Consider the following 19,911-nt stretch of genomic DNA (forward strand, 5'->3'; position numbering starts at 1 on the left):
GGTGCTCTCGCGGCTCAGGAAACGGCAGCGTTTTTGGGCGTGGACAGTATCTGGACCAGATCGCCGTCACGTACTTTTTGCAGGCCGGCGGTAATCACCTGATCGCCGGGCCGCAGCCCGGAGACGATCTCGACCCGGCCGCTGCGGCGCTGGCCGACCTGCACGACGACCCGCTGGGCATGCCCATCGACGATGCGGAAAACATACTGCTCTTCGCCGGAAGGAACCAGCGCCGTCTCGGGAACCACCAAGGCCTTGTCGTCGGCAAACTGCAGCCGCACGCGCGCGAACATGCCGGGACGCAGCGCGCCGTCGGCGTTGGGCACATTGGCGCGCAACAATATGGATCGGCCGCCGACATCGACCAAGGGACTGATGGCGCCCACCTCGCCCTCGCGGCTTTGCCCCGGCAGCGCGTCGAAACTGAGCGCCAGCTTGATGCCTTCGCGAACTTCGCCCAGGAACTGCTCGGGTATGCGGAAGTCGACCTTCAGCGGGTCGATGGACTCGATGGGCACCAGGTCTATGCCCGGGCTGACGTAATCGCCCACCGAAACATTGCGCAGCCCTATCATGCCGTCGAAGGGCGCCAGGATAGCGGTCTTGTCCAGGTGGGCCTTGGCGAGCGCCTGCGCGGCCTGTTGCACCTTGAGCTGGCTGCCGGCCTCGTCGCGCGCCTGCTTGCTGATGAAACCCTGCTTGTCCAGCTCCACCGCCCGCCGATACTGGCTGTTGGCAAGATTGAGGTTGGCTTGGGCCTGCTGCAATTGAGCCTTGGCCACGCTGTCGTCCAGGCGCACCAGCACCTGTCCTTTCTTGACCTTGCCGCCCTCGTTGAAATTGATTTCGGCGATGCGCCCGGTGATTTCGGGGCGCAGCATGACGGAGTTTTCGGAACGCAGGCTGCCCACCGCCGACACGCCGCGCGGCATCGCCAACTGCTCAACGTCGGCAACCTCGACAGCCACTTTCTTTTTTGCCTGCTCGGACTGCGTCGCGTGAGCCGAAGCCGGGGGCTTGCCCGCACCGTTGGCGCCGCGTCCGGCCAGCCAGCCGGCGCCGCCGGCACCCAACGCAATGCCCACTGCAAGCACCAGAAAAAGTCCGAAAGAGGAGTGTTTCATGAGGATAGGATATGAAAGAGGATGCCGACACAATTTGTGACTTTAGCATTGCTTTGCTTTTAATTACATGCTTTTATTCATCAAATCGGCGCGCGCCAGCTCCACCCCCAAATTGGCCAGCTGATCGGCCTTTTCATTGCCTGGATCGCCGGCGTGGCCGCGCACCCATTTCCAGGTCAGGACGTGCTGCTGGACCAGGCTGTCCAGCTCTTGCCACAAGTCGGCATTCTTGACCGGCTTCTTGTCGGCGGTTCTCCATCCCCGGCGCTTCCAGTTCGCCAGCCATTCATTCATGCCTTTCTGCACATACTGGGAATCGGTGTGCACCACCACGTCGCAGCGCCGCTTCAGGGCCTTGAGCGCCTGGATCACGGCCATCAACTCCATGCGGTTGTTGGTGGTGTCGGGTTCTCCCCCATACAAGGTCTTTTCATGCCGGCCCTGGCGCAGCAACGCGCCCCAGCCTCCCACCCCGGGATTGCCCTTGCAGGCGCCATCGGTCCAGATTTCAACTTGACTGCTATTTATTGTCATTGAGAGTATTGCGCGAATTGCTTCCTGATATTTTTACGGTAATGGCACGCAGATGCCGGCGTGCCGGCGCTACAGTCCAAGATCGGAGTGGCGCCCGGTTACAACCGCCTGGCGCTGGACGCGTTTTTTTGCCGTTTTCCATTTCGGTCCCACCAGCGTCATGCCGGCGACGCGCTTCACAGCCGATACGACATAGACCGCGCCGCATACCGGCCACCATCGGTCGCCCGCCGCGTCCATGAACGACCAGCGGTCCAGCCATGCCTGGCTGTTGCAAGGCGGGGCATAGCATCCGAACCGGCCCCTATCCAGCTCGAAGGATAAAAGCTTGAACCAGTCCTTCAAGCGCGGCAGCGATACCTGCAAATGCGCCGGAACGGGCAATAAGGGATCCAGCCCCGGGATGCGATCGCTTGCGCCCCAGAGGCTCCAGGGATTGAAGCCGGAAATCACGACGCGGCCTTCAGGCATCAGCACCCGTTCGGCCTCGCGCAGTATCTGATGCGGCTTGGCGGAGGTTTCCAGGATGTGGGGAAGGACCAGCAAATCGATGCTTTGCGTATCGAACGGCAGATTCTCCGGATCGGCAACGACCGCCGCATCGGCATGGGCGGCTGTATCGAAAAGCACCCGTGTCCTGCCCTTGTACGGAATGCGGTTGGCGCGCAGCAAGTCCCACTGCGGCAGGCCGATTTGTATGGCATGATAGCCGAATACATTGCTGACCATGGCATCGATCTGCTTTTGCTCCCAGCCTTGCACATACTGTCCCGCAGGGGTGCTCAGCCATTCGGCAAGCTCTAATATAAGAGGTTGTTCCACCGCTACGCTAACTCCCGCCTTACGCTATGACTACTACTGAATTGATTCCGCTGCCGGCCTTCACAGACAACTATATCTGGATGCTCTGTAAAAACGGCCGGGCCGTTGTGGTGGACCCCGGCCAATCGGCCCCCGTCGAAGACCTGCTTGAACAGCGCGGGCTGACGCTGGACTCCATTTTACTTACCCACCATCATCACGATCATGTGGGCGGGGTGCTGGCATTACAACAGCGAACCGGGGCTGTCGTCTATGGCCCCGCGTCCGAAACCTTGCCAGCCTGCGACCATCGGATGCGCGAAGGAGATACGGTACAATTGCCCGCCGTCGGCCTGACGCTCAAGGTTTTCGATATTCCCGGCCATACCGCCGGCCATATCGCTTACTACGGCCAGCTCGATACAGGAAAACCCTTGGTTTTTTGCGGCGACACCCTGTTTGCGGGGGGTTGCGGACGCTTGTTCGAGGGAACACCCATCCAAATGGCGAATTCTCTGGGTAAACTAAGCGCTTTGCCGCCTAATACGTTAGTATGTTGCGCCCATGAATATACACTGGCAAATTTACGTTGGGCGCTGCATGTCGAGCCCGGCAACACCGTTTTGCAGCAACGATTGGAAGCCGCCACGCAGCTTCGATCTCGTGGACAGCCCACTTTGCCGTCCACGATCCAAGCCGAGCTTGATACCAATCCCTTCCTGCGGACCTCGCAGGCTTCGGTGGCAAAGGCGGCAAGCGCTTACGCAGGAACCTTGCTGGACTCACAGGTAGAAATATTTGCCGGTTTACGCGAATGGAAGAACAACTTTAAATGAATTGCCAATGAACTGCTTACGACTATTCATTCTGCTTATCGTAGCAGTACTGGCTGGTTGCGCCACCAATAACACGCAAAACCCCTATGCCTCCGCCAAGAAAACCTACACGGCGGCCGAAACCTCGCGCACGATAGACCTTACCCACCCGCCGCGCGACATGTGGGACAGAATCCGGCGGGGCTTCGCCATACCCAACCTGCACAGCGAACTTACCGAGCGCTGGACCGATTACTACGCCTCGCACCCTGAGTCCGTGCTGCTCATGAGCCAGCGGGCGGGCAAATACCTGTACTACATCGTCGACGAACTCGATCGCCGCGGCCTGCCCACCGAACTGGCCTTGCTGCCTTTCGTCGAAAGCGCCTACAACCCCACCGCCTACTCGCGCGCTCATGCTTCGGGGCTGTGGCAGTTCATTCCCAGCACCGGCAAGCACTACAACCTGGAGCAGGACTGGTGGCGCGACCAACGCCGCGACCCCATAGCGTCGACCAACGCGGCGCTGGACTACCTTTCCTATCTGTACGACTTCCAGGGCGACTGGTATCTGGCGCTGGCCTCGTACAACTGGGGCGAAGGGTCGGTGAAGCGGGCCATGGAGAAAAACACGAAAGCGGGACAAGCGGCGGACTACGCCTCGCTGAACATGCCCGACGAAACGCGCAACTACGTGCCCAAGCTCCAGGCCATCAAGAACATCATCGCCAATCCCAAGAAATTCGGCATCACGCTGCCCGAAGTCAGCAACACGCCTTATTTCACCACTGTACAGAAACGCGACTTCGATATCGATATCGAGGTCGCCGCCAAGCTGGCCGAGATGTCGGTCGAAGAATTCAAGTCGCTCAACGCCTCATTCAACCGGCCCATAATTCTTGCCGAACATAAACCCACCCTGCTTCTTCCCACCAACCGCGTGGATATTTTCAACGCGAACCTGCAGGCCTACCAAGGCAGGCTCAGTTCCTGGGATACATACAGAAGCAAGAAAGGCGAATCCTACGCCGCGATCGCCAAGCAACATGGCATCAGCCTGGGCAGATTGCGGGCCGTCAATGGCCTGAGCAAAAAGCAAAGCCGCGCTGTGGCGCAAACCCTGCTGGTTCCGGCCAAGGGCGCCCGCGGCTCCATCCAGTTGGCATCGCTCGAAGTACCCGACGCCGACACGGCTCCCACTCGCGGCAAGACGGACGGGAAAAAAGACGTCGTCGTCCTGCAGCGCAAAGCCAATGTCCGAACCCATACCGTCAAAGGCGGCGACACGCTGTTTTCTTTGGCCAAACGCTATAACACTTCGGTCAACGAGCTGCGTAAACTCAACAACCTGAAGAACGACAAGCTGGCCAAGGGCAAGCGCTTGCGCGTTCCGGGCACAAGCATACGCGGCTAGCTCTCATTATTAAAAAGGATCATCACATGGGTTTCCTGAACGGTAAGCGCATTCTGGTTACGGGCGTGTTGTCGAACCGCTCGATCGCCTACGGCATAGCACGCGCCTGCAAGCAACAAGGCGCGGAACTGGCGTTCACATACGCCGGCGAGCGCTTCAAGGATCGCGTTACGGAATTCGCCAAGGAACTGGACAGCAGCATCGTCATATCCTGCGACGTCGCCGAAGACCAGCAAATCGACAATGCCTTCAAGGAACTCCAGGGCCAATGGGATGGCCTGGACGGCCTGGTCCACTCCATAGGCTTCGCACCGCGCGAGGCCATTGCCGGCGATTTCCTGGAAGGCATGACGCGCGAAGGTTTCCGCATCGCCCACGATATCTCGGCCTACAGCTTCCCGGCCATGGCCAAGGCCGCGCTGCCCTTGCTCAAGGGCCGCAACAGCTCGGTGCTGACGCTTACCTATCTAGGCGCTGAGAAAGCCATCCCCAACTACAACACCATGGGCCTGGCCAAGGCATCGCTGGAAGCCAGCGTGCGTTACCTGGCGGCGTCCCTGGGTCCGCTGGGGATACGCGCCAACGGCATTTCCGCAGGCCCCATCAAGACCCTGGCGGCAAGCGGCATCAAGGATTTTTCCACGATACTCAAATATGTGGAAACCCATGCTCCCTTGCGCCGCAATGTCACCATTGAAGATGTCGGCAACGTGGCCGCCTTCTTGATGTCGGACCTGGCGGCAGGCGTTACCGGCGAAATCACGCACGTGGACGGCGGTTTCTCCACAGTCGTTCCCGGCATGGAATAAGTCCCGCTAAGGAAAGCGCGTAGGCGGATCGCCCTCTTGCCATGGCGGATACTTGGCCATGACGATCTGGAACAGGCCGCTTTCCTTCCAGTCCGACAGCCAGCGCTGCAGGCCAGGCCAAGGCTGGGCCTGAAACCAGGCTGGATCGACATGGGCGAATTGGCGGACAAAAGGCGCAATGGCCATATCGGCCAACGCCGGCCGGCCGCCGAACAGGAAAGCTTGATCGGCCAACCTGAAGCACAATGATTCAAGCCAAACCGCGGCTTCATCGCGAAAGCGATCGCCATTTGCCTCTTGGTAGCGCTGCGGATACTTATAGCGATCAAGCCGGTATTTGAAGGGGCCGTCGCACTCTTCCACAAGCGCCAGCATGGCTTGCAGATCGCCCCGCTCCGGCGCCAGCCAGGCATCGGGATCATTACGCCGCAAAGCCCACAACATAATGTCCAGGCTCTGGTCTACGACATGGCCCTCGGTATCCACCAGCACAGGCACGGTCGCCTTGGGCGACGCATCAAGCAGGGCCTGGGGCTTGGCCTTCAAGACAATCTCTCGAAGTTCGCAGGCCTGGCCGCTGGCGGCGATAGCCGATCGCGCCCGCATGGCGTAGGGGCAGCGGCGAAAGGAATACAGGATGGGAAGAGGAATTCCGGGCTGAGGACTCATACCCAAGGTTATACCGCAGGCCGGCAATTTCCGGAGCGGATAGGAAGCGGGCTATTTATCGCGCTTTCTGCCGTAGCGCTCGTTGCCGACGCTGGCCATGCAGATGATCTGCTTGGTTGAAGCCTGTTTCGCGCGTTCCTGGTTGATACGCTGCTGGGCTCCCGTTTGCAACGGACGAAACGGCGTGGGAGTACGGGGTTTTACAAGCATGACGACAGCCTCACAGTAAGAATTCCATCCCGTTATGAACGGATGAAGATGGCAAAAACTGCTAACAAGCTATTACCATACCCTGTTTTGGCGACAAGCGTATGAAAACGCTCTATTTCATGCGTACTCCGATATGGCGCTGGCGCCGCTTGCGGGCCAGCTCAACCTGCTTCTGCCGCTCCCTGAAGCGCTGTTTCTGCTCGTCGCTATGCGTATCGTGGCAATGTGGGCAACTGACGCCCTCTTCATAGAGTTCCGAAGCCTTGTCCTTGGCATCCAGCGGCAAGCGGCAGGCACGGCACAGCTCGTAGCTGCCCGGCGCCAGGCCGTGCCGCACCGAAACGCGCTCATCGAAGACAAAACATTCGCCCTTCCAGCGGCTTTCTTCGGCCGGCACGGTTTCCAGGTATTTGAGTATGCCGCCTTCCAAATGGTAGACGTCGTCAAAGCCCTGGGAGCGTAAATAAGCCGTGGATTTTTCGCAACGTATGCCGCCGGTGCAGAACATCGCGACCCTGCGCCCCTCGGCCAGCACCCCGCCTTGGGCGGACTGCTCGGCCACCCATTGGGGAAACTCGGAAAAGCTGGTCGTATGCGGATTGACCGCAAGGTTGAACGAGCCGATGGATACCTCGTAATCGTTGCGCACATCCACCACCACGACGTCCGGATCGTCGATCAGGGCATTCCATTCGGCGGGCTTCACATAGGTGCCGGCCATGGTGCGCGCATGTACATTGGGCACACCCATGGTCACGATCTCGCGCTTGAGCTTGACCTTCATGCGATAAAACGGCATTTTTTCGGCCCAGGATTCTTTGTGCTCTAGGGTTGCCAGCCGGGGATCCGTCCGCAAATGATCGAGCACCGCCTCGACGCCGTCTTTGCTGCCGGCGATGGTCCCGTTGATGCCTTCCTCGGCCAGCAGCAAGGTGCCTTTCACCTGCAGAGCCTCGCAAAACTCGAACAAGGGCTGCTGCAATTGCTGATAGTCGGAGAGCTCGACAAACTTATAAAGCGCCGCGATGAGAAAATTAGCCATAAACCTGAAACAATGTAATAAGGCAAAGCCGATCCCGGCCGGCCGTCGGCGCCTATTTTAACGTTATCGGCACCCCCCGGTTTCCAGTATCATTAATACGCAACAACGTATAAAGAGGAACACTTATGACATGGAAACTGATGCCCGGCGCCATTGCGGCGCTTGCCTTGCTGGCGGGCTGCGCAGCGAATCCGGCCGGCCCCTCCAGCGAACAAAACGCTGACGCGTCTTCCTCCGCGCCGCAGGCATGCAATGCCGATATGGCGGAATCCGCCGTCGGTAAAAAGATAAGCTCCGCCCTCGTGGAAGATTATCGCAAGCAGTCGGGTTCAAAGACGGCTCGGGCGCTGCGCCCGAACGACGTCATGACCCTGGAGTACAACCCTCAGCGGCTCAATCTGCGTACCGACGACAAGGACATCGTCATCAGCGTCAACTGCGGCTGATACAAGTAAACAATGGATTCTCTTACACAGGCCGTGCTTGGCGCCGGCATCCAGGGTGCCATGCTGGGCCGCTACCAGGGACGCAAGGCCCTGGGGGCCGGCGCTTTGCTGGCCACCCTGCCCGATCTGGATGTGCTGATCGATTACGGCGACCCCGTATCGGGCATGATCAACCATCGCGGCTTTTCGCATTCGGTATTCGTTTTGACCGCGCTGGCCCTGGCGCTTGCCGCGCTATTCCGTTACTGGCGGCCATCGCCCCAGTACAGTGCCGGCCGGCTGTTCCTGACCTTATGGCTGGTACTGATCACCCATCCGCTGCTGGATGCCTTCACCAGCTACGGCACGCAATTATGGTGGCCGCTGAGGCCCACGCCCACCAGTTGGTCCAGCATATTCATTATCGATCCCTTTTTTACCCTGCCGCTGTTCGCCGCCGTGGCGGCCGCATCCATCGTGGGCTTGCCTGCCAAGGCACGCGCAGCGCTATGTTGGACCTTGGGATGGTGTGCCGCTTATCTTGCTTTGTCGATGGCCGCCAAATCGACCATCGAAGCCCAGATCAGGCAAGATATGGAAAATAATGGCCTTGCCGTAAAGGCCATGTTCTCAACCCCCGAACCGTTCAACATCGTGCTATGGCGCGTCGTGGCCAAAACCGATGATGACAGCTATGTCGAAACAGTGCGCAGCCTGCTCGACACCGGTCCGTCGGAAAGCATACGCCGCCCGCTGAACACTCAACTGGCCCACGCGCTGCCAGGGTCCAGCCGGCTTGCCGGCTTGCAATGGTTCACCGACAATTGGCTGCGCTACGACGATATCGCAGGCCGGCTGGTGGTTACCGACCTGCGCATGGGCTTGGGCGGCGGTTTCTATTCTTTCCGGTTCGAAATGGCCCGGCGCATAGGCCCAGGCAACGGCTGGAGCGCCATAACCCCCGCCTACTGGCCCAACGAACGCGGAACCGATCACTTGTCCGCCGTTTTCACGCGGGCATGGCAGCGCATGCCGCCATTGCCGCTCGCCCTATGGGAAAAAAACATGACGCGCACGCCGGCACCCGCGCCGGCCGACCTGCCCTGAACTAGCTGGCCAGCGGCCCGCTACGCCGGTACACCAGCAAACGGCCCTTGTAGGCGTCCGGTTCCGTGGCGGCTGCGGGATCCGGCAGCCGCAGCTCCCGCTCCATCAGAAAGCCGCGGGCCGCCATATGGCGATTGAAGGCGGGCCGATGACCCCGATTGGGATCGACCATCCAGACCTCGGCGCCGTCGGCCGCGTGGCGATCGATGAACTCCGCCAAGCCATGAGGCGCATCGCGTTCGTACAGCAGATCGCTGCCTATGATCAGGTCGTAACGATCTTGCAGCGCCATTTCAGGCGGCTCCGGGTGAAGCGACAGACTGTCCGCCCCCCATTGTCCATACCGATACTCCAACAGCGGCAACTCGTTAAGGCGCGCGTTCTCGTCGAGGAAATGCTCGGTGAGCGGATGGCAATCGCTTGCGGTGACGAGCGCACCCCGTCGCTGGCCGACCAGACTGGCCAGTCCAAGGCCGCAGCCTATCTCGAGTATGCGCTCGTGGGGGCTTACCGGCCGCAACGCCAGCTGTATGGCCAACTGGATGCCGGACGGCCATAACATGCCGAACAAAGGCCATGTGGCGGAACTGATGCCGCGGCGCTGCGCGGCGCCGCAAGGGTCGTGGAATTGCTGGCGGTCCAGCAAGGAACGGATGACAAGATCGTCGACACCCGCTATGGCGATACTCTCTAGCTTGGTTTTATAGCCGGGCATCGTCATGGAAGCAACATAAGGCAAGACTCGCGCACTGATACAGGACAGTCGAGTATGCCTTAAATGTACGAAATGAGCTAATTTATTCCTGATTTGGCGGAAATTGCTGAAAATTAGGGACGATTTATTGCATCTTAATATATGCCTTGAACCGCCCCTCAGCGGGATGGCGAAGAGCTATCGCGCGCCGCCATTCGTCGACCGCCGCCGACGCTCCCAGAACGGCTGATCAGACCAGCGGGGCTGAATGCCATAATAGTAATCTCGCTGCGACAAGTACGTTTGCCAGAGTTGGCGCTGCTGTTCATCGTACTGATGAACGAAGGTATTGCGGCTGCCCAGTCCCGACGAGCCCCGCGGACAGTCCGTCAACGCGTAATGAATCATATGTCCGGCATGGCTGGCCGTCTTGAGCGCCTTGGCTATGCCTTGCGAAGATAGCGGATCATAGGCTTGCGCCGCATCGCCCACCGCCATCCAGGCGTCACCGCGGAAGTCCCGCAATCGCTGGCTGTTGGCTGGCGCCCCCCGGATGGTCCCGCAAGGGTGGTAGCCCCTGGCTTTAAGCATCGGCGCGATATGCGTCGAGCCATCCAGCAGTTGATCGAAGCCTTGCCGGGACGCCGCCAATCTTGCTTCGGCCAGGTCCTTGTCGGAATGGAAAACCACCAGCCGCCTGGTTTCATTGCCTTCCGTGCCCGGCAAGCGGTTGCTGTACCACCAGCCTTGCCGCGCGGCCTCGATCCGGGTGTAGCGGTCATCGTCCTCGCCCGCGCAGGAAAACCATTGCGCATAGGCGAACAAGCGATCATCGTTGTGGATGGTCGGGACATCGAGCACTTTGGCCACGGCCGCCCGCCGGCCGGAACAGTCGACCAGATAACGGGCGCGATGCCGCCAAGCCTGCGTTTCGGAAGCTAGCGTCAATTCCCAATTGAAAGAATGGTCGGCGATACGGCCGCAGGATTGGAAGCGGACGCCCTTGATCAAAGTGGCACCGGCCGCAACCGCGCGCGACCGCAAGGCTTCGTCGAAAGCCAACCGTTCAACGCACAGGCCGAACCCGGCCGATGTGAAGAAAAAGTCCGCTATGTCGGCCTGCTCGCTTGCCCATAGCGAAACGTTGCCGGCCGTTCTGAAAAGACCTGGAAGCTGATGTTCCGGAACATCAGGGTCGCCCAGGAAGTGTTTGACCAGGCCGACGGAGGCCGGCGCCAGCGATTCACCCAGCTTGAAGCTCGTGGAGTTACGCTCTTCCACCAGAAGCACACGCTGGCCGAAGCTGGCCAGCGTGATCGCGGTTGCGGCTCCCGCCGGTCCGGCACCGACGATGACAACGTCCCATGTTGCATCGAGCCCATCATGCCGGGTCGACGGCACGAGTTATTTTCCTTTGGCGGGCGGCCGGTTCAGTGCCGGGGCACGCTCTTGTTCGACGAACACGGTAGCACCCTGGTCTTTCAAAAACCCGCCGTCCGCGGTCTTGACCGGAAGCACCATCCCCAGCTTCGACCACGCATACTCCATCTGGTGGTAACCGTCGGTGGACGATAGCGGCTCGCCGTCGGCATCGTATCCGCGGAACCATTCTTTATAGGTTCTGGTCTGGGTCTTTGGGTCGTACTCGAAAACGATATCCGGCCGTTGGGTCGGCCACCATGCCATATTGCACGACCAGAAGTCGCCCTGCCAGGGGCTGGACATGTAGGCGGAGATGGCGCCGGGCTCGTTGTCTTTGCCCACGCGAAACGCCTCGGCGAAATATTCCCGATAGAGAATCAGGTAGGGAAATTCAATACCCGGGTGAAAGCCGCCGCCGATGGTCGGTTCCAGCGCCGAGCTATCGAGCGCATGCGGCTGTTCGGCCAAGGGCAATTGCTCCAGGTCCACGGGCTTCTGTAGAGCGCCCACCTCGAAATTGCCGTCCGCCCAGTTCTTCAGATGCTTCAACTGCCAATCGGTCAGGCTCAAGAATTGGTCTGGGAAATTGTTGCCTAATTGCTGATTCTGCAAAGGCTTGCCGGCAGTGCCCCACAGCTTGGGCATTTTGGAGCTGTCTTCGGTGCGTTGGAATTCTTCGTTCTTCCAACTGGTTGGCCGCTGCGGCGGAGCGGGCAGCAGCGAATCGACCAGCCGCCCGTTCTTGCCGGGAGCATGCCGCATCAGAGCATAGATTCTTTGCCTTATCGGCTTGCTTTGTTCGCTTGGATCGGCCAACAACGACATGTACTGGGGAAGGAGCAAGTTGCCCGGCTGCCCCGGGCCATGGGCACGGTTCTTTGTTTCGGGCTGGACGCCCGACGCCTCGGCGCTGACCCAACCGTAGTTCACCGCATTGGCGAATACCGGATACACATCGCGGTAGAAATTCGTCTTTTTCCCCGTGTAGGGGTAGGACTCGGGAAAGGCCTCGTAGACGCGATCCAGAATGGACACCACGTGGTACATATGAGGTGCGAACTTCGGCGGTGCGGTAACGATCCATGCTCCCGCCCGGGGATTCCTGGTGCCCTCGTCCGTTGCCGATTTCACGTTGTCGCGTGTGCTCAAGACCGTGCCGTCCTTGAGCGTGACCGTGACATCGATTTCACCGCCACAGGTATCGTCCCACCAGCCCGGAATATTGAAATAGGCGAACTGGTTGGTGAGCGGATTCTGGCCGTTATCGGGACCATTCGGCGGATTTGCCGTCTCGCTTGGATTGGACAGCTCCACCTTCGGTGTCGTGACGCATTCGCCTTTCCCGGGCGCGGGAACGAACAGCAGGCGATCCTGAGAATCGAGGCGGAGCTGGCCCAGTTCGATGTCCTTGGCGGCTTTATAAGTAACCTCGACTTCTTTCGAAGGATCTTTGGGCGTGAACCCCTCGAAACGCAATTCGCCCGGCAAGGTGCCTTTTTCGATGCCGGTGAAAACATCGCCTTTCATGACAACCGGTCCGGTCTGCCCCGACGCGATCGTATGCACACCGGGATCGATGATCAGCTTATCGCGCTCGATCGGTTTTTTGCCAGGCTGAATGGATGGGTTGCGCAACTTATCAGGATCAAACAGGTAGGCACCCTGAAACGCATAATTCGCCGCTTTCATGTTCCTGACATGAACCCGCCAATGCACGGACTGGACCAGGCCCGAATCCGACGTCAGCTCCGCGACGACCTTGTCGTTGGCATCGTAGGCATACACCCGATACCGTTGCGCCTGGCGCTTCAATCGCGCCCCGCTGTCGCGGTAGCTTCCACCGTTAGGCCCCGGTCCGCCGCTACCGCCGGGATCAACAACCACCCCCGGCGCCTCCGGGCCGATGTAAAACTCGTCACTGTCCCCCAAGCGGGCAATGCCGATACCGGGATGAATGCGAATGCTCTTGATGTTTTCTGACACGGTTCATTTCCTATACAAACTGCTTTATTAATTCGGCGCTGAAAGGACACCTGAATCGTGGTTCAGGTGTTCCCCCTTCATGGAATCAACAATCCGCCGGCGGAAGAAAATGCAAAGTCTGCTTGCTCAAAGGGTACGCACGACCTTCCAGTCCAGCAAGTCTGCGGAAGCGACCGCGTACCGGGTGCCAAAATGCTCGATGTTGGCGTGGGTCAGTCCGTTTGATTGGGTATGAGTCTGTACCGAAAAGCCACCGCCGAAGCTGGCCTTGATCGATTTCTGGATAATCGAATCGGCATCCGGGCCAAGTGCGTGGCTCGCGTCGCCGCCTTTCGCGGCGCTGGTGATTCCCGGCAGCAACAGCACACAGGCCGCCGCGCAACCCTTGACGAAATTTCTACGCTTGATATACATGTTCCATCCCCCCTGGGTTCCGGCGCCCTCTTGAATTCCAGCACCGTTGCGCCGATTATGGCATGACTTTGTTGCAAAGCCGAATCATGCGCAGTCCGGAGCCGCAACGAGGGCCGTGGCTTATGCAAGCATATAGCCGTCAGTAGTATGCTGTCCCCGTCCTACGCACATCACTGACTGCTAATGACCCGCATAAATTGCGTCCCCGTCGACGAGCTGAGCGGCCCACATCTGGTCGCCGAATACAGGGAACTGCCCCGGGTATTTGCCCTGGCGAAGAAAGCGGCCAAGCGTGCGAATCTGAATCAGCCTGACAGCTATACGCTGGGCAAGGGCCACCTGCTGTTTTTCTATACCCGGCTGGCATATCTGACCCGGCGCCACGGCGAATTGATATCGGAGATGAAGCGGCGCGGCTATAAGCCCTCGTTCAGCGGTTTGCGGCGCCAGGACTTCCCCGACATTCCCGATCAATTTTGGAGCGACTGGCAGCCGACGCCGCAGGCTTTGCGATTGAATCGCCAACGGATCAAGGAAAGAAGCGGCGTCAAAAAAGAAAGCCCTTGACGAATCAAGGGCTTGGATATAATTCCTGGCGGACAGAGGGGGATTCGAACCCCCGATACGCTATTCACGTATACACGCTTTCCAGGCGTGCGCCTTCAACCGCTCGGCCACCTGTCCTAGTTCGCCTCGATATTCAAGCAAAGCGAAGTCCGCTATTCTAACAGAATCAATTGGTTTTGGTTTGAGCCACCATGCGCTCCACGTAGCGCGCGATCATGTCGATCTCCAGGTTGACCAGCGCGCCCACCGACAGGTCCTTCAGCGTGGTGACCTGCAGGGTATGCGGTATCAGGTTGATGTGGATCTCGCATCCGCTGATATCGTCGTCCACCTCATTGACGGTAAGGCTTACGCCATTGACGGTAATGGAACCCTTGTAGGCAAGGAAACGCGCCATGTTTTGGGGCACCCGGATGCGCAAGTCCCAGGACTCGCCCAGGGGTTCAAAATGACTGACTTCGCCCAGGCCGTCGACATGGCCCGATACCAGGTGGCCGTCGAGCGAGTCTCCCATCCGCAAGGCATGTTCAAGGTTGACGTCGCCCTGCGCATCCAGGCCGGCCGTGCGGTTCAGGCTTTCCCGCGATACGTCGACGCTGAACGTATCCGCGGCCAATTCGACCACGGTCATGCATGCTCCCTGCACGGCGATGGAATCGCCCAGCTTGGTGGAATCGCGCAAAAAACCCTGCGCCTGTATCTTCAGATGAACGCCGGCATCTTCTTGGCCTTCATTGAATGGAGATACTTCGATGATCCTGCCCACAGCGGCGACGATTCCCGTAAACATCTTTCTAATTCCCCTATAGCCGCAATACATGCAGCAAAGCGTTCCAATGATCTATGTGCCGCGCCCGGATACGGATATCCGGGGCGACGTTTTTTGTATCCAAGAATTCGAACCGCTGAGCCTGCGCAAGGCTTTGCAGCGCATCGATGCGGGCCATGCCTATGCCGTCGCCCAGCAGCACGGGAGCCATGTATAGCAAGAGCTCATCCACGCATTGGGCCTGCAGCAGCGCCCCGCTAAGCCGGGAACCCGCTTCCACGTGCACCTCGTTGATGTCGTGCTCGCCCAGCCAACGCATCATGGCTTGAAGGTCGACCCGCTGCCCCGCGGGGGGCAGTTGCACAACCTGCGCATTCTTCGCCGCCAGCCGCGAGGCTTTTTCCGGCTTGGACGCGCAGGTGAATACCCATGTCGGGATGCCGTCGAATATCCGAGCATTCTCGTCGACCTCGAAACGCGTATCGACGATAGCCTTGAAAGGCGGGCGGGCGGTCTCCACATGCCTTACATTCAATTGCGGATTATCCGCGAGCACCGTTCCAGCCCCCGTCAGCACGACGCAACTGCGTGCGCGCCAATGATGGCCGTCCGCACGGGCGGCGGGACCGGTTATCCATTGCGACTGCCCGTCGGGCAAGGCGATGCGGCCATCGAGCGAAGCCGCCAATTTCAACCAGACCCATGGCGTTTTACGGGCCATGCGCGCCACGAAGCCGGGATTGACGGCCAACGCCTCGTGGGCGCATACGCCCGCCGTGACGGCAATGCCGGCCGCCTGCAGCTTGGCGATGCCACGCCCGCCAACCAGGGGGTTGGGATCGCTCATGGCGATGACCACACGGGCCGGCCGAGCCGCAATCAAGGCATCCACGCAGGGCGGCGTGCGCCCGAAATGGCTGCAAGGCTCAAGGGTGACGTAAACCGTGGCGCCCGAAACATCGATGTCCTGCTCGGCGGCCTGGCGCAGCGCCATGACCTCGGCATGCGGGCCGCCCGCGCGCTGCGTGGCGCCGGATGCCAGCAAGTGTTCGCCACGCACGACAAGGCAGGCCACCCGTGGGTTGGGCGCCGTGATGTACATGACGCTTTCAGCCAGCCGCAAGGCCTCGCGCATCCAGCGCTCGTCGTCGACAACCAGGCCCGTGTTCACGTTTTTGGGGGCACCTGGATTTCGTCTATGGCCTTGACGAACTCGCGGATGTCTTCGAAGCTTTTATAAACCGATGCGAAGCGCACATAGGCGACTTGGTCGAGTTTTTTGAGTTCGTTCATGACCAGTTCGCCGACATAGTCCGACTTGACCTCGCGCAAGCCGCTGACCAGCAGGCTCTCTTCGATACGCGCCACGGCGGCGTCGACGTCTTCGGTGCTGACCGGCCGCTTGCGCAAGGCAAGGTTCAGGCTGGCACGCAGCTTGTTGACATCGAACTCGGCCCGTGTGCCGTTGCGCTTGACCAGGGCGGGCATGAGCAACTCGACCCGCTCGTAGGTCGTGAAGCGGCGCTCGCAGGCCGTGCAGCGGCGGCGCCGGCGTATCGTATCGCCCTCTTCTGAAACACGAGAGTCAATAACTTGCGTATCGAAGCTACCGCAGAACGGACATTTCATGGCTGGCCAGCCCCAGGAGAACCGGGGGCCATCCCCGCTTTAACGGTACACCGGCAAACGCGCCGTCAGTTCGTTGACGCGCGCCCGCACATCGGCGATGGCCGACTCATTGCGCGGGTTGTCCAGGACATCGGCGATCAGATGTCCGGTAAGTTCGGCTTCGGCTTCCTTGAAGCCGCGCGTCGTCATGGCCGGCGTGCCCAGGCGTATGCCGCTGGTGACGAAAGGTTTTTCGGGATCGTTGGGAATTGCGTTCTTGTTGACCGTGATGTGGGCTTCACCCAGGACGGCTTCGGCTTCCTTGCCCGTAATGCCCTTGGCGCGCAGATCGACCAGCATGACGTGGCTTTCGGTGCGGCCGGACACGATGCGCAGGCCGCGCTGAACCAGAGTGCGGGCCAGCACGTCGGCATTCTTGACGACTTGCGCGGCGTAATCCTTGAAATCGGGCGACAGGGCTTCTTTGAAGGCCACGGCCTTGCCCGCAATGACATGCATCAAAGGGCCGCCCTGAATGCCCGGGAAAATCGCCGAATTGATGGCTTTTTCGAACTGGGACTTCATCATGATGACGCCGCCGCGGGGGCCGCGCAACGATTTGTGCGTGGTCGAGGTGACGAAGTCGGCATGAGGCACGGGGTTGGGATAAGCGCCGCCGGCCACCAGGCCCGCGTAATGAGCGATATCGACCATGAAAAGCGCGCCGTTGTCGTGTGCGATGCGGGCCATGCGCTCGAAATCGATGCGCAGCGAATACGCGGATGCGCCGCCCACGACAAGCTTGGGTTTGTGTTCTTTGGCCAGCTTTTCCAGTTGTTCGTAATCGAGCTCTTCGTTGGCATCCAGCCCATAGGATACGAAGTCGTACAGCTTGCCCGATGCATTGACCGGCGAGCCGTGCGTAAGGTGGCCGCCTTCGGCCAGGCTCATGCCCAGCACCTTGTCGCCGGGCTTGAGCACCGCCATATAGACGCCCTGATTGGCCTGCGAACCGGAATTGGGCTGGACATTGGCGGCCTCGGCGCCGAAGATTTCCTTCAACCGGTCGATGGCCAACTGCTCGACAATGTCCACGTACTCGCAGCCGCCGTAATAACGCTTGCCCGGATACCCCTCGGCATACTTGTTGGTAAGCTGCGTGCCTTGAGCCTGCATGACCGCTGGGCTGGTGTAGTTTTCGGAGGCGATCAGCTCGATATGCTGTTCCTGGCGAACATTTTCCTTCTGGACGGCGGCCCAAACGTCGGCGTCGACTTGATCGAGGGTGCGGGAACGGTCAAACATTGTTTATCCTGGTGTGGTGATGGCGGGTGGCGAAGAGCAAAGCGCTTATTTTAGCCCGAATGGCCGCCATTTTTGCGCAAACTGCTTGCAATGCACCTGCGAAGCACGGTTTTCGGGCCCGCCGACAGCCTTGCCGGGCTCCTTGCTCAAACTGACTTGAAGTCCGCTCAACCAGCAAGAAAGACATGGCCTATGATTTACCGGCCAGGCGGGGATTCAGGGTGTAGGTGCCCAGAATCGAAGCCTGCGCCAACACATGGCCCTGTATGGCCTTGATGACGTCGCCACCGGTAAAACGGCCCTCGAATGGAAGCTCGGCGATGTCCAGCGCATAAACGGTGAATACATAGCGGTGCGCAATGGAGTCGTTCCACGGGGGGCACGGCCCGTCGTAGCCGAAGTAATCGCCATTCATGTCGCGGTCCGCCGCGAACCAGGTGGTGAAATCGTTGACGCCCTGGCGTGTGCCATCCAGCGCCAGAGGCCCCGCCTTGCCTCGGGGTGTAATGCCGTCCGAATAGGCCGCTTCGGCGATCTCGTTTACGCTGGCCGGAATGTCGATGAGTGCCCAATGGTAGAAGTCCACCCTGGGCAGGGAACTGGGTATCTCGCGATCCTCTTGGTTGACATCGTCGGGCTTGCTGGGGACATCGGGGTCGTGGCAGATGACGACGAACGACTGGGTGGCCTGGGGCGCGTCGGACCAGGCAAGATGCGGATTCGCATTGCCAGCCAGCGCCACATGATTCTGCCCATCGATCTTGCCGAAGGCGTTGCGCTCGGGGATTGCGCCCTGATCCGTAAAAGACTCACTGGTTAGCTTCATGACATGCTCCAAAAAAAAGCCCCCACGCTGCGCCTTCGGCTTGCTGCCCCCCAAGGGGGCGCTTTTTGCCTTGGGGCGGCCCGGCGGCAAAAAAAGGCTGTCAGCCGGTTAACGTGACACGGGCGAACTTGCGCTTGCCCACCTGTACGACATAGGTGCCCGCGGAAAGCTGCAGGGATTTATCTTCGACGCGCGAGCCGTCGATACGCACGCCGCCCTGCTCCACATTGCGTTGCGCTTCGGCTCCCGATACCACCAAGCCGGCTTCCCGCAATATCTTCAGTATCCCCAGCGGGGCGGCGCCGACCTGCACTTCGGGCATTTCGTCGGGAATCGCGCCATCGCGGAAACGCGCTTCGAAATTGGCCAGCGCGTCATCGGCCGCGCTCCGTGAATGAAAGCGGGCCACGATTTCCTGGGCCAGCGACACTTTAGTATCGCGCGGATTCATGCCTTCTTTTACTTGTTTTTGTAACTGGGCGATATCGTCCATTGAACGGAAGGACAGCAGCTCGAAGTACTTCCACATCAAAGTGTCGGAGATCGACATCAGCTTTCCGAACATGGAGTCGGGCGATTCGGTAATGCCAATGTAGTTGCCCTTGGACTTGGACATCTTGTCCACCCCATCGGTGCCTTCCAGCAATGGCATGGTCAGGATGCACTGCGGCTCCTGCCCATATTCCTTTTGCAGCTCGCGGCCCACCAGCAAATTGAACTTCTGATCGGTGCCGCCCAATTCGAGATCGGCTTTCAGGGCCACGGAATCGTAGCCCTGCATCAGCGGATACAGGAACTCGTGCACGGAAATGGGAATACCGCCCTTGAAGCGCCGCGTAAAATCCTCGCGCTCCATCATGCGGGCCACGGTATAGCGCGACGCGAGCTTGATCAGGCCGCGCGCGCCCAGTGGATCGCACCACTCGGAGTTATAGCGGATTTCAGTCTTGGCCGGATCCAGGACCAGGCTGGCCTGCGCATAATAAGTCTTGGCGTTTTCATGTATTTGCTCGGCCGTCAGGGGCGGGCGCGTGGCGTTGCGTCCGCTGGGATCGCCGATCATGGAGGTGAAATCCCCGATCAGGAATATGACGGTATGGCCGAGATCCTGCAGCTGGCGCATTTTATTAAGGACCACCGTGTGTCCCAGATGGATGTCGGGCGCGGTGGGGTCCAGCCCCAGTTTGATCCGCAACGGCTTGCCGGTGGCATGGCTGCGCGCAAGCTTCCTGGCGAACTCGGACTCCACCAGAAGTTCGTCGCAGCCTCGCTTGGCTATACGCAGATCTTCGTCGACTTGGGGGGTGATAGGGGCTTCGGTGGACGGCATATGAAATGGCTTTATCAGGGAAAATACAAAAAAATGCTCGAAA

General features: G+C 59.8%; 22 protein-coding genes and 1 tRNA gene. 6 read left to right on the forward strand and 17 right to left on the reverse strand.

Going from position 1 to position 19,911, the window contains the following annotated elements:
• Window positions 1-14 precede the first annotated feature (14 nt).
• The 3 genes from V0R37_RS08905 to V0R37_RS08915 all read right to left on the reverse strand — a co-directional run bounded on the left by V0R37_RS08905 (window position 15) and on the right by V0R37_RS08915 (window position 2,480).
• Window positions 15-1,124, reverse strand: coding sequence for an efflux RND transporter periplasmic adaptor subunit (locus V0R37_RS08905; RefSeq protein WP_420374194.1), 1,110 nt, complete (start codon window positions 1,122-1,124; stop codon window positions 15-17).
• Between the two features lie 63 nt (window positions 1,125-1,187).
• A complete protein-coding gene (rnhA, locus tag V0R37_RS08910) occupies window positions 1,188-1,658 on the reverse strand; it encodes a ribonuclease HI (RefSeq protein ID WP_420374195.1) in 471 nt (156 codons plus the stop codon).
• A 69-nt stretch (window positions 1,659-1,727) separates the two neighbouring features.
• Window positions 1,728-2,480, reverse strand: coding sequence for a class I SAM-dependent methyltransferase (locus tag V0R37_RS08915; protein WP_420374196.1), 753 nt, complete (start codon window positions 2,478-2,480; stop codon window positions 1,728-1,730).
• A 26-nt stretch (window positions 2,481-2,506) separates the two neighbouring features.
• Here V0R37_RS08915 and gloB point away from each other — a divergent pair, with 26 nt between their 5' ends.
• Genes gloB through fabI form a run of 3 tightly spaced genes read left to right on the forward strand, consistent with a single transcriptional unit; the run spans window position 2,507 to window position 5,497 of the window.
• Window positions 2,507-3,295, forward strand: coding sequence for a hydroxyacylglutathione hydrolase (gene gloB / locus V0R37_RS08920; RefSeq protein WP_420374197.1), 789 nt, complete (start codon window positions 2,507-2,509; stop codon window positions 3,293-3,295).
• Between the two features lie 7 nt (window positions 3,296-3,302).
• Window positions 3,303-4,688, forward strand: coding sequence for a transglycosylase SLT domain-containing protein (locus V0R37_RS08925; RefSeq protein WP_420374198.1), 1,386 nt, complete (start codon window positions 3,303-3,305; stop codon window positions 4,686-4,688).
• 26 nt (window positions 4,689-4,714) lie between these two features.
• Window positions 4,715-5,497, forward strand: a complete 783-nt coding sequence (gene fabI / locus V0R37_RS08930) for an enoyl-ACP reductase FabI (protein WP_420374199.1) — start codon at window positions 4,715-4,717, stop codon at window positions 5,495-5,497.
• Window positions 5,498-5,503: 6 nt separating this feature from the next.
• Here the strand turns inward: fabI and V0R37_RS08935 are convergent, their stop codons facing one another.
• From V0R37_RS08935 to trhO, 3 genes are all read right to left on the reverse strand, one after another.
• Window positions 5,504-6,166, reverse strand: coding sequence for a glutathione S-transferase (locus V0R37_RS08935; RefSeq protein WP_420374200.1), 663 nt, complete (start codon window positions 6,164-6,166; stop codon window positions 5,504-5,506).
• A 51-nt stretch (window positions 6,167-6,217) separates the two neighbouring features.
• Complete coding sequence (locus tag V0R37_RS08940) at window positions 6,218-6,376, reverse strand: hypothetical protein (protein WP_420374201.1); 159 nt, start codon at window positions 6,374-6,376, stop codon at window positions 6,218-6,220.
• 112 nt (window positions 6,377-6,488) lie between these two features.
• Complete coding sequence (gene trhO / locus V0R37_RS08945; protein ID WP_420374202.1) at window positions 6,489-7,418, reverse strand: oxygen-dependent tRNA uridine(34) hydroxylase TrhO; 930 nt, start codon at window positions 7,416-7,418, stop codon at window positions 6,489-6,491.
• A gap of 125 nt (window positions 7,419-7,543) precedes the next feature.
• On the opposite strand from trhO, the gene V0R37_RS08950 reads away from it, so the two are divergent.
• Together V0R37_RS08950 and V0R37_RS08955 are read left to right on the forward strand one after the other, a co-directional pair.
• A complete protein-coding gene (locus tag V0R37_RS08950; protein WP_420374203.1) occupies window positions 7,544-7,864 on the forward strand; it encodes an I78 family peptidase inhibitor in 321 nt (106 codons plus the stop codon).
• A gap of 12 nt (window positions 7,865-7,876) precedes the next feature.
• Entirely contained in the window at window positions 7,877-8,950 is a 1,074-nt protein-coding gene (locus V0R37_RS08955) for a metal-dependent hydrolase (protein WP_420374204.1), read from the forward strand.
• Window position 8,951: 1 nt separating this feature from the next.
• On the opposite strand, the gene V0R37_RS08960 is transcribed toward V0R37_RS08955, so the two are convergent.
• The 4 genes from V0R37_RS08960 to V0R37_RS08975 all read right to left on the reverse strand — a co-directional run bounded on the left by V0R37_RS08960 (window position 8,952) and on the right by V0R37_RS08975 (window position 13,463).
• Complete coding sequence (locus V0R37_RS08960; protein ID WP_420374408.1) at window positions 8,952-9,665, reverse strand: class I SAM-dependent methyltransferase; 714 nt, start codon at window positions 9,663-9,665, stop codon at window positions 8,952-8,954.
• 177 nt (window positions 9,666-9,842) lie between these two features.
• Window positions 9,843-11,045 carry an NAD(P)/FAD-dependent oxidoreductase gene (locus V0R37_RS08965; protein ID WP_420374205.1) on the reverse strand — a complete coding sequence of 401 codons (1,203 nt, stop codon included), beginning with the start codon at window positions 11,043-11,045 and terminating at the stop codon, window positions 9,843-9,845.
• Between the two features lie 3 nt (window positions 11,046-11,048).
• Window positions 11,049-13,049 carry a LodA/GoxA family CTQ-dependent oxidase gene (locus V0R37_RS08970; protein WP_420374206.1) on the reverse strand — a complete coding sequence of 667 codons (2,001 nt, stop codon included), beginning with the start codon at window positions 13,047-13,049 and terminating at the stop codon, window positions 11,049-11,051.
• 126 nt (window positions 13,050-13,175) lie between these two features.
• Entirely contained in the window at window positions 13,176-13,463 is a 288-nt protein-coding gene (locus V0R37_RS08975; RefSeq protein WP_420374207.1) for a twin-arginine translocation signal domain-containing protein, read from the reverse strand.
• A 183-nt stretch (window positions 13,464-13,646) separates the two neighbouring features.
• Here V0R37_RS08975 and V0R37_RS08980 point away from each other — a divergent pair, with 183 nt between their 5' ends.
• Window positions 13,647-14,030, forward strand: coding sequence for a pyrimidine dimer DNA glycosylase/endonuclease V (locus V0R37_RS08980; protein ID WP_420374208.1), 384 nt, complete (start codon window positions 13,647-13,649; stop codon window positions 14,028-14,030).
• 26 nt (window positions 14,031-14,056) lie between these two features.
• Here the strand turns inward: V0R37_RS08980 and V0R37_RS08985 are convergent.
• From V0R37_RS08985 to tyrS, 7 genes are all read right to left on the reverse strand, one after another.
• Window positions 14,057-14,147: transfer RNA gene (locus V0R37_RS08985), tRNA-Ser, on the reverse strand.
• Between the two features lie 49 nt (window positions 14,148-14,196).
• Window positions 14,197-14,820 carry a riboflavin synthase gene (locus tag V0R37_RS08990; RefSeq protein ID WP_420374209.1) on the reverse strand — a complete coding sequence of 208 codons (624 nt, stop codon included), beginning with the start codon at window positions 14,818-14,820 and terminating at the stop codon, window positions 14,197-14,199.
• 13 nt (window positions 14,821-14,833) lie between these two features.
• A complete protein-coding gene (gene ribD / locus V0R37_RS08995) occupies window positions 14,834-15,970 on the reverse strand; it encodes a bifunctional diaminohydroxyphosphoribosylaminopyrimidine deaminase/5-amino-6-(5-phosphoribosylamino)uracil reductase RibD (RefSeq protein WP_420374210.1) in 1,137 nt (378 codons plus the stop codon).
• Window positions 15,967-16,428, reverse strand: a complete 462-nt coding sequence (gene nrdR, locus V0R37_RS09000; RefSeq protein ID WP_420374211.1) for a transcriptional regulator NrdR — start codon at window positions 16,426-16,428, stop codon at window positions 15,967-15,969. Before nrdR ends, ribD begins: the two co-directional genes overlap by 4 nt.
• Window positions 16,429-16,467: 39 nt before the next feature.
• Window positions 16,468-17,712, reverse strand: coding sequence for a serine hydroxymethyltransferase (gene glyA / locus V0R37_RS09005; RefSeq protein WP_420374212.1), 1,245 nt, complete (start codon window positions 17,710-17,712; stop codon window positions 16,468-16,470).
• 190 nt (window positions 17,713-17,902) lie between these two features.
• On the reverse strand, window positions 17,903-18,538 hold the full coding sequence (locus V0R37_RS09010; RefSeq protein ID WP_420374213.1) for a YbhB/YbcL family Raf kinase inhibitor-like protein: 636 nt from the start codon (window positions 18,536-18,538) through the stop codon (window positions 17,903-17,905).
• Between the two features lie 100 nt (window positions 18,539-18,638).
• Window positions 18,639-19,868: a tyrosine--tRNA ligase gene (tyrS, locus tag V0R37_RS09015; RefSeq protein ID WP_420374214.1), complete on the reverse strand. Its 1,230-nt coding sequence runs from the start codon at window positions 19,866-19,868 to the stop codon at window positions 18,639-18,641.
• Window positions 19,869-19,911 lie beyond the last annotated feature (43 nt).

Source organism: Pollutimonas rozaliensis, from assembly GCF_048751585.1.
In the GTDB taxonomy this organism is placed as follows: Bacteria; Pseudomonadota; Gammaproteobacteria; order Burkholderiales; family Burkholderiaceae_B.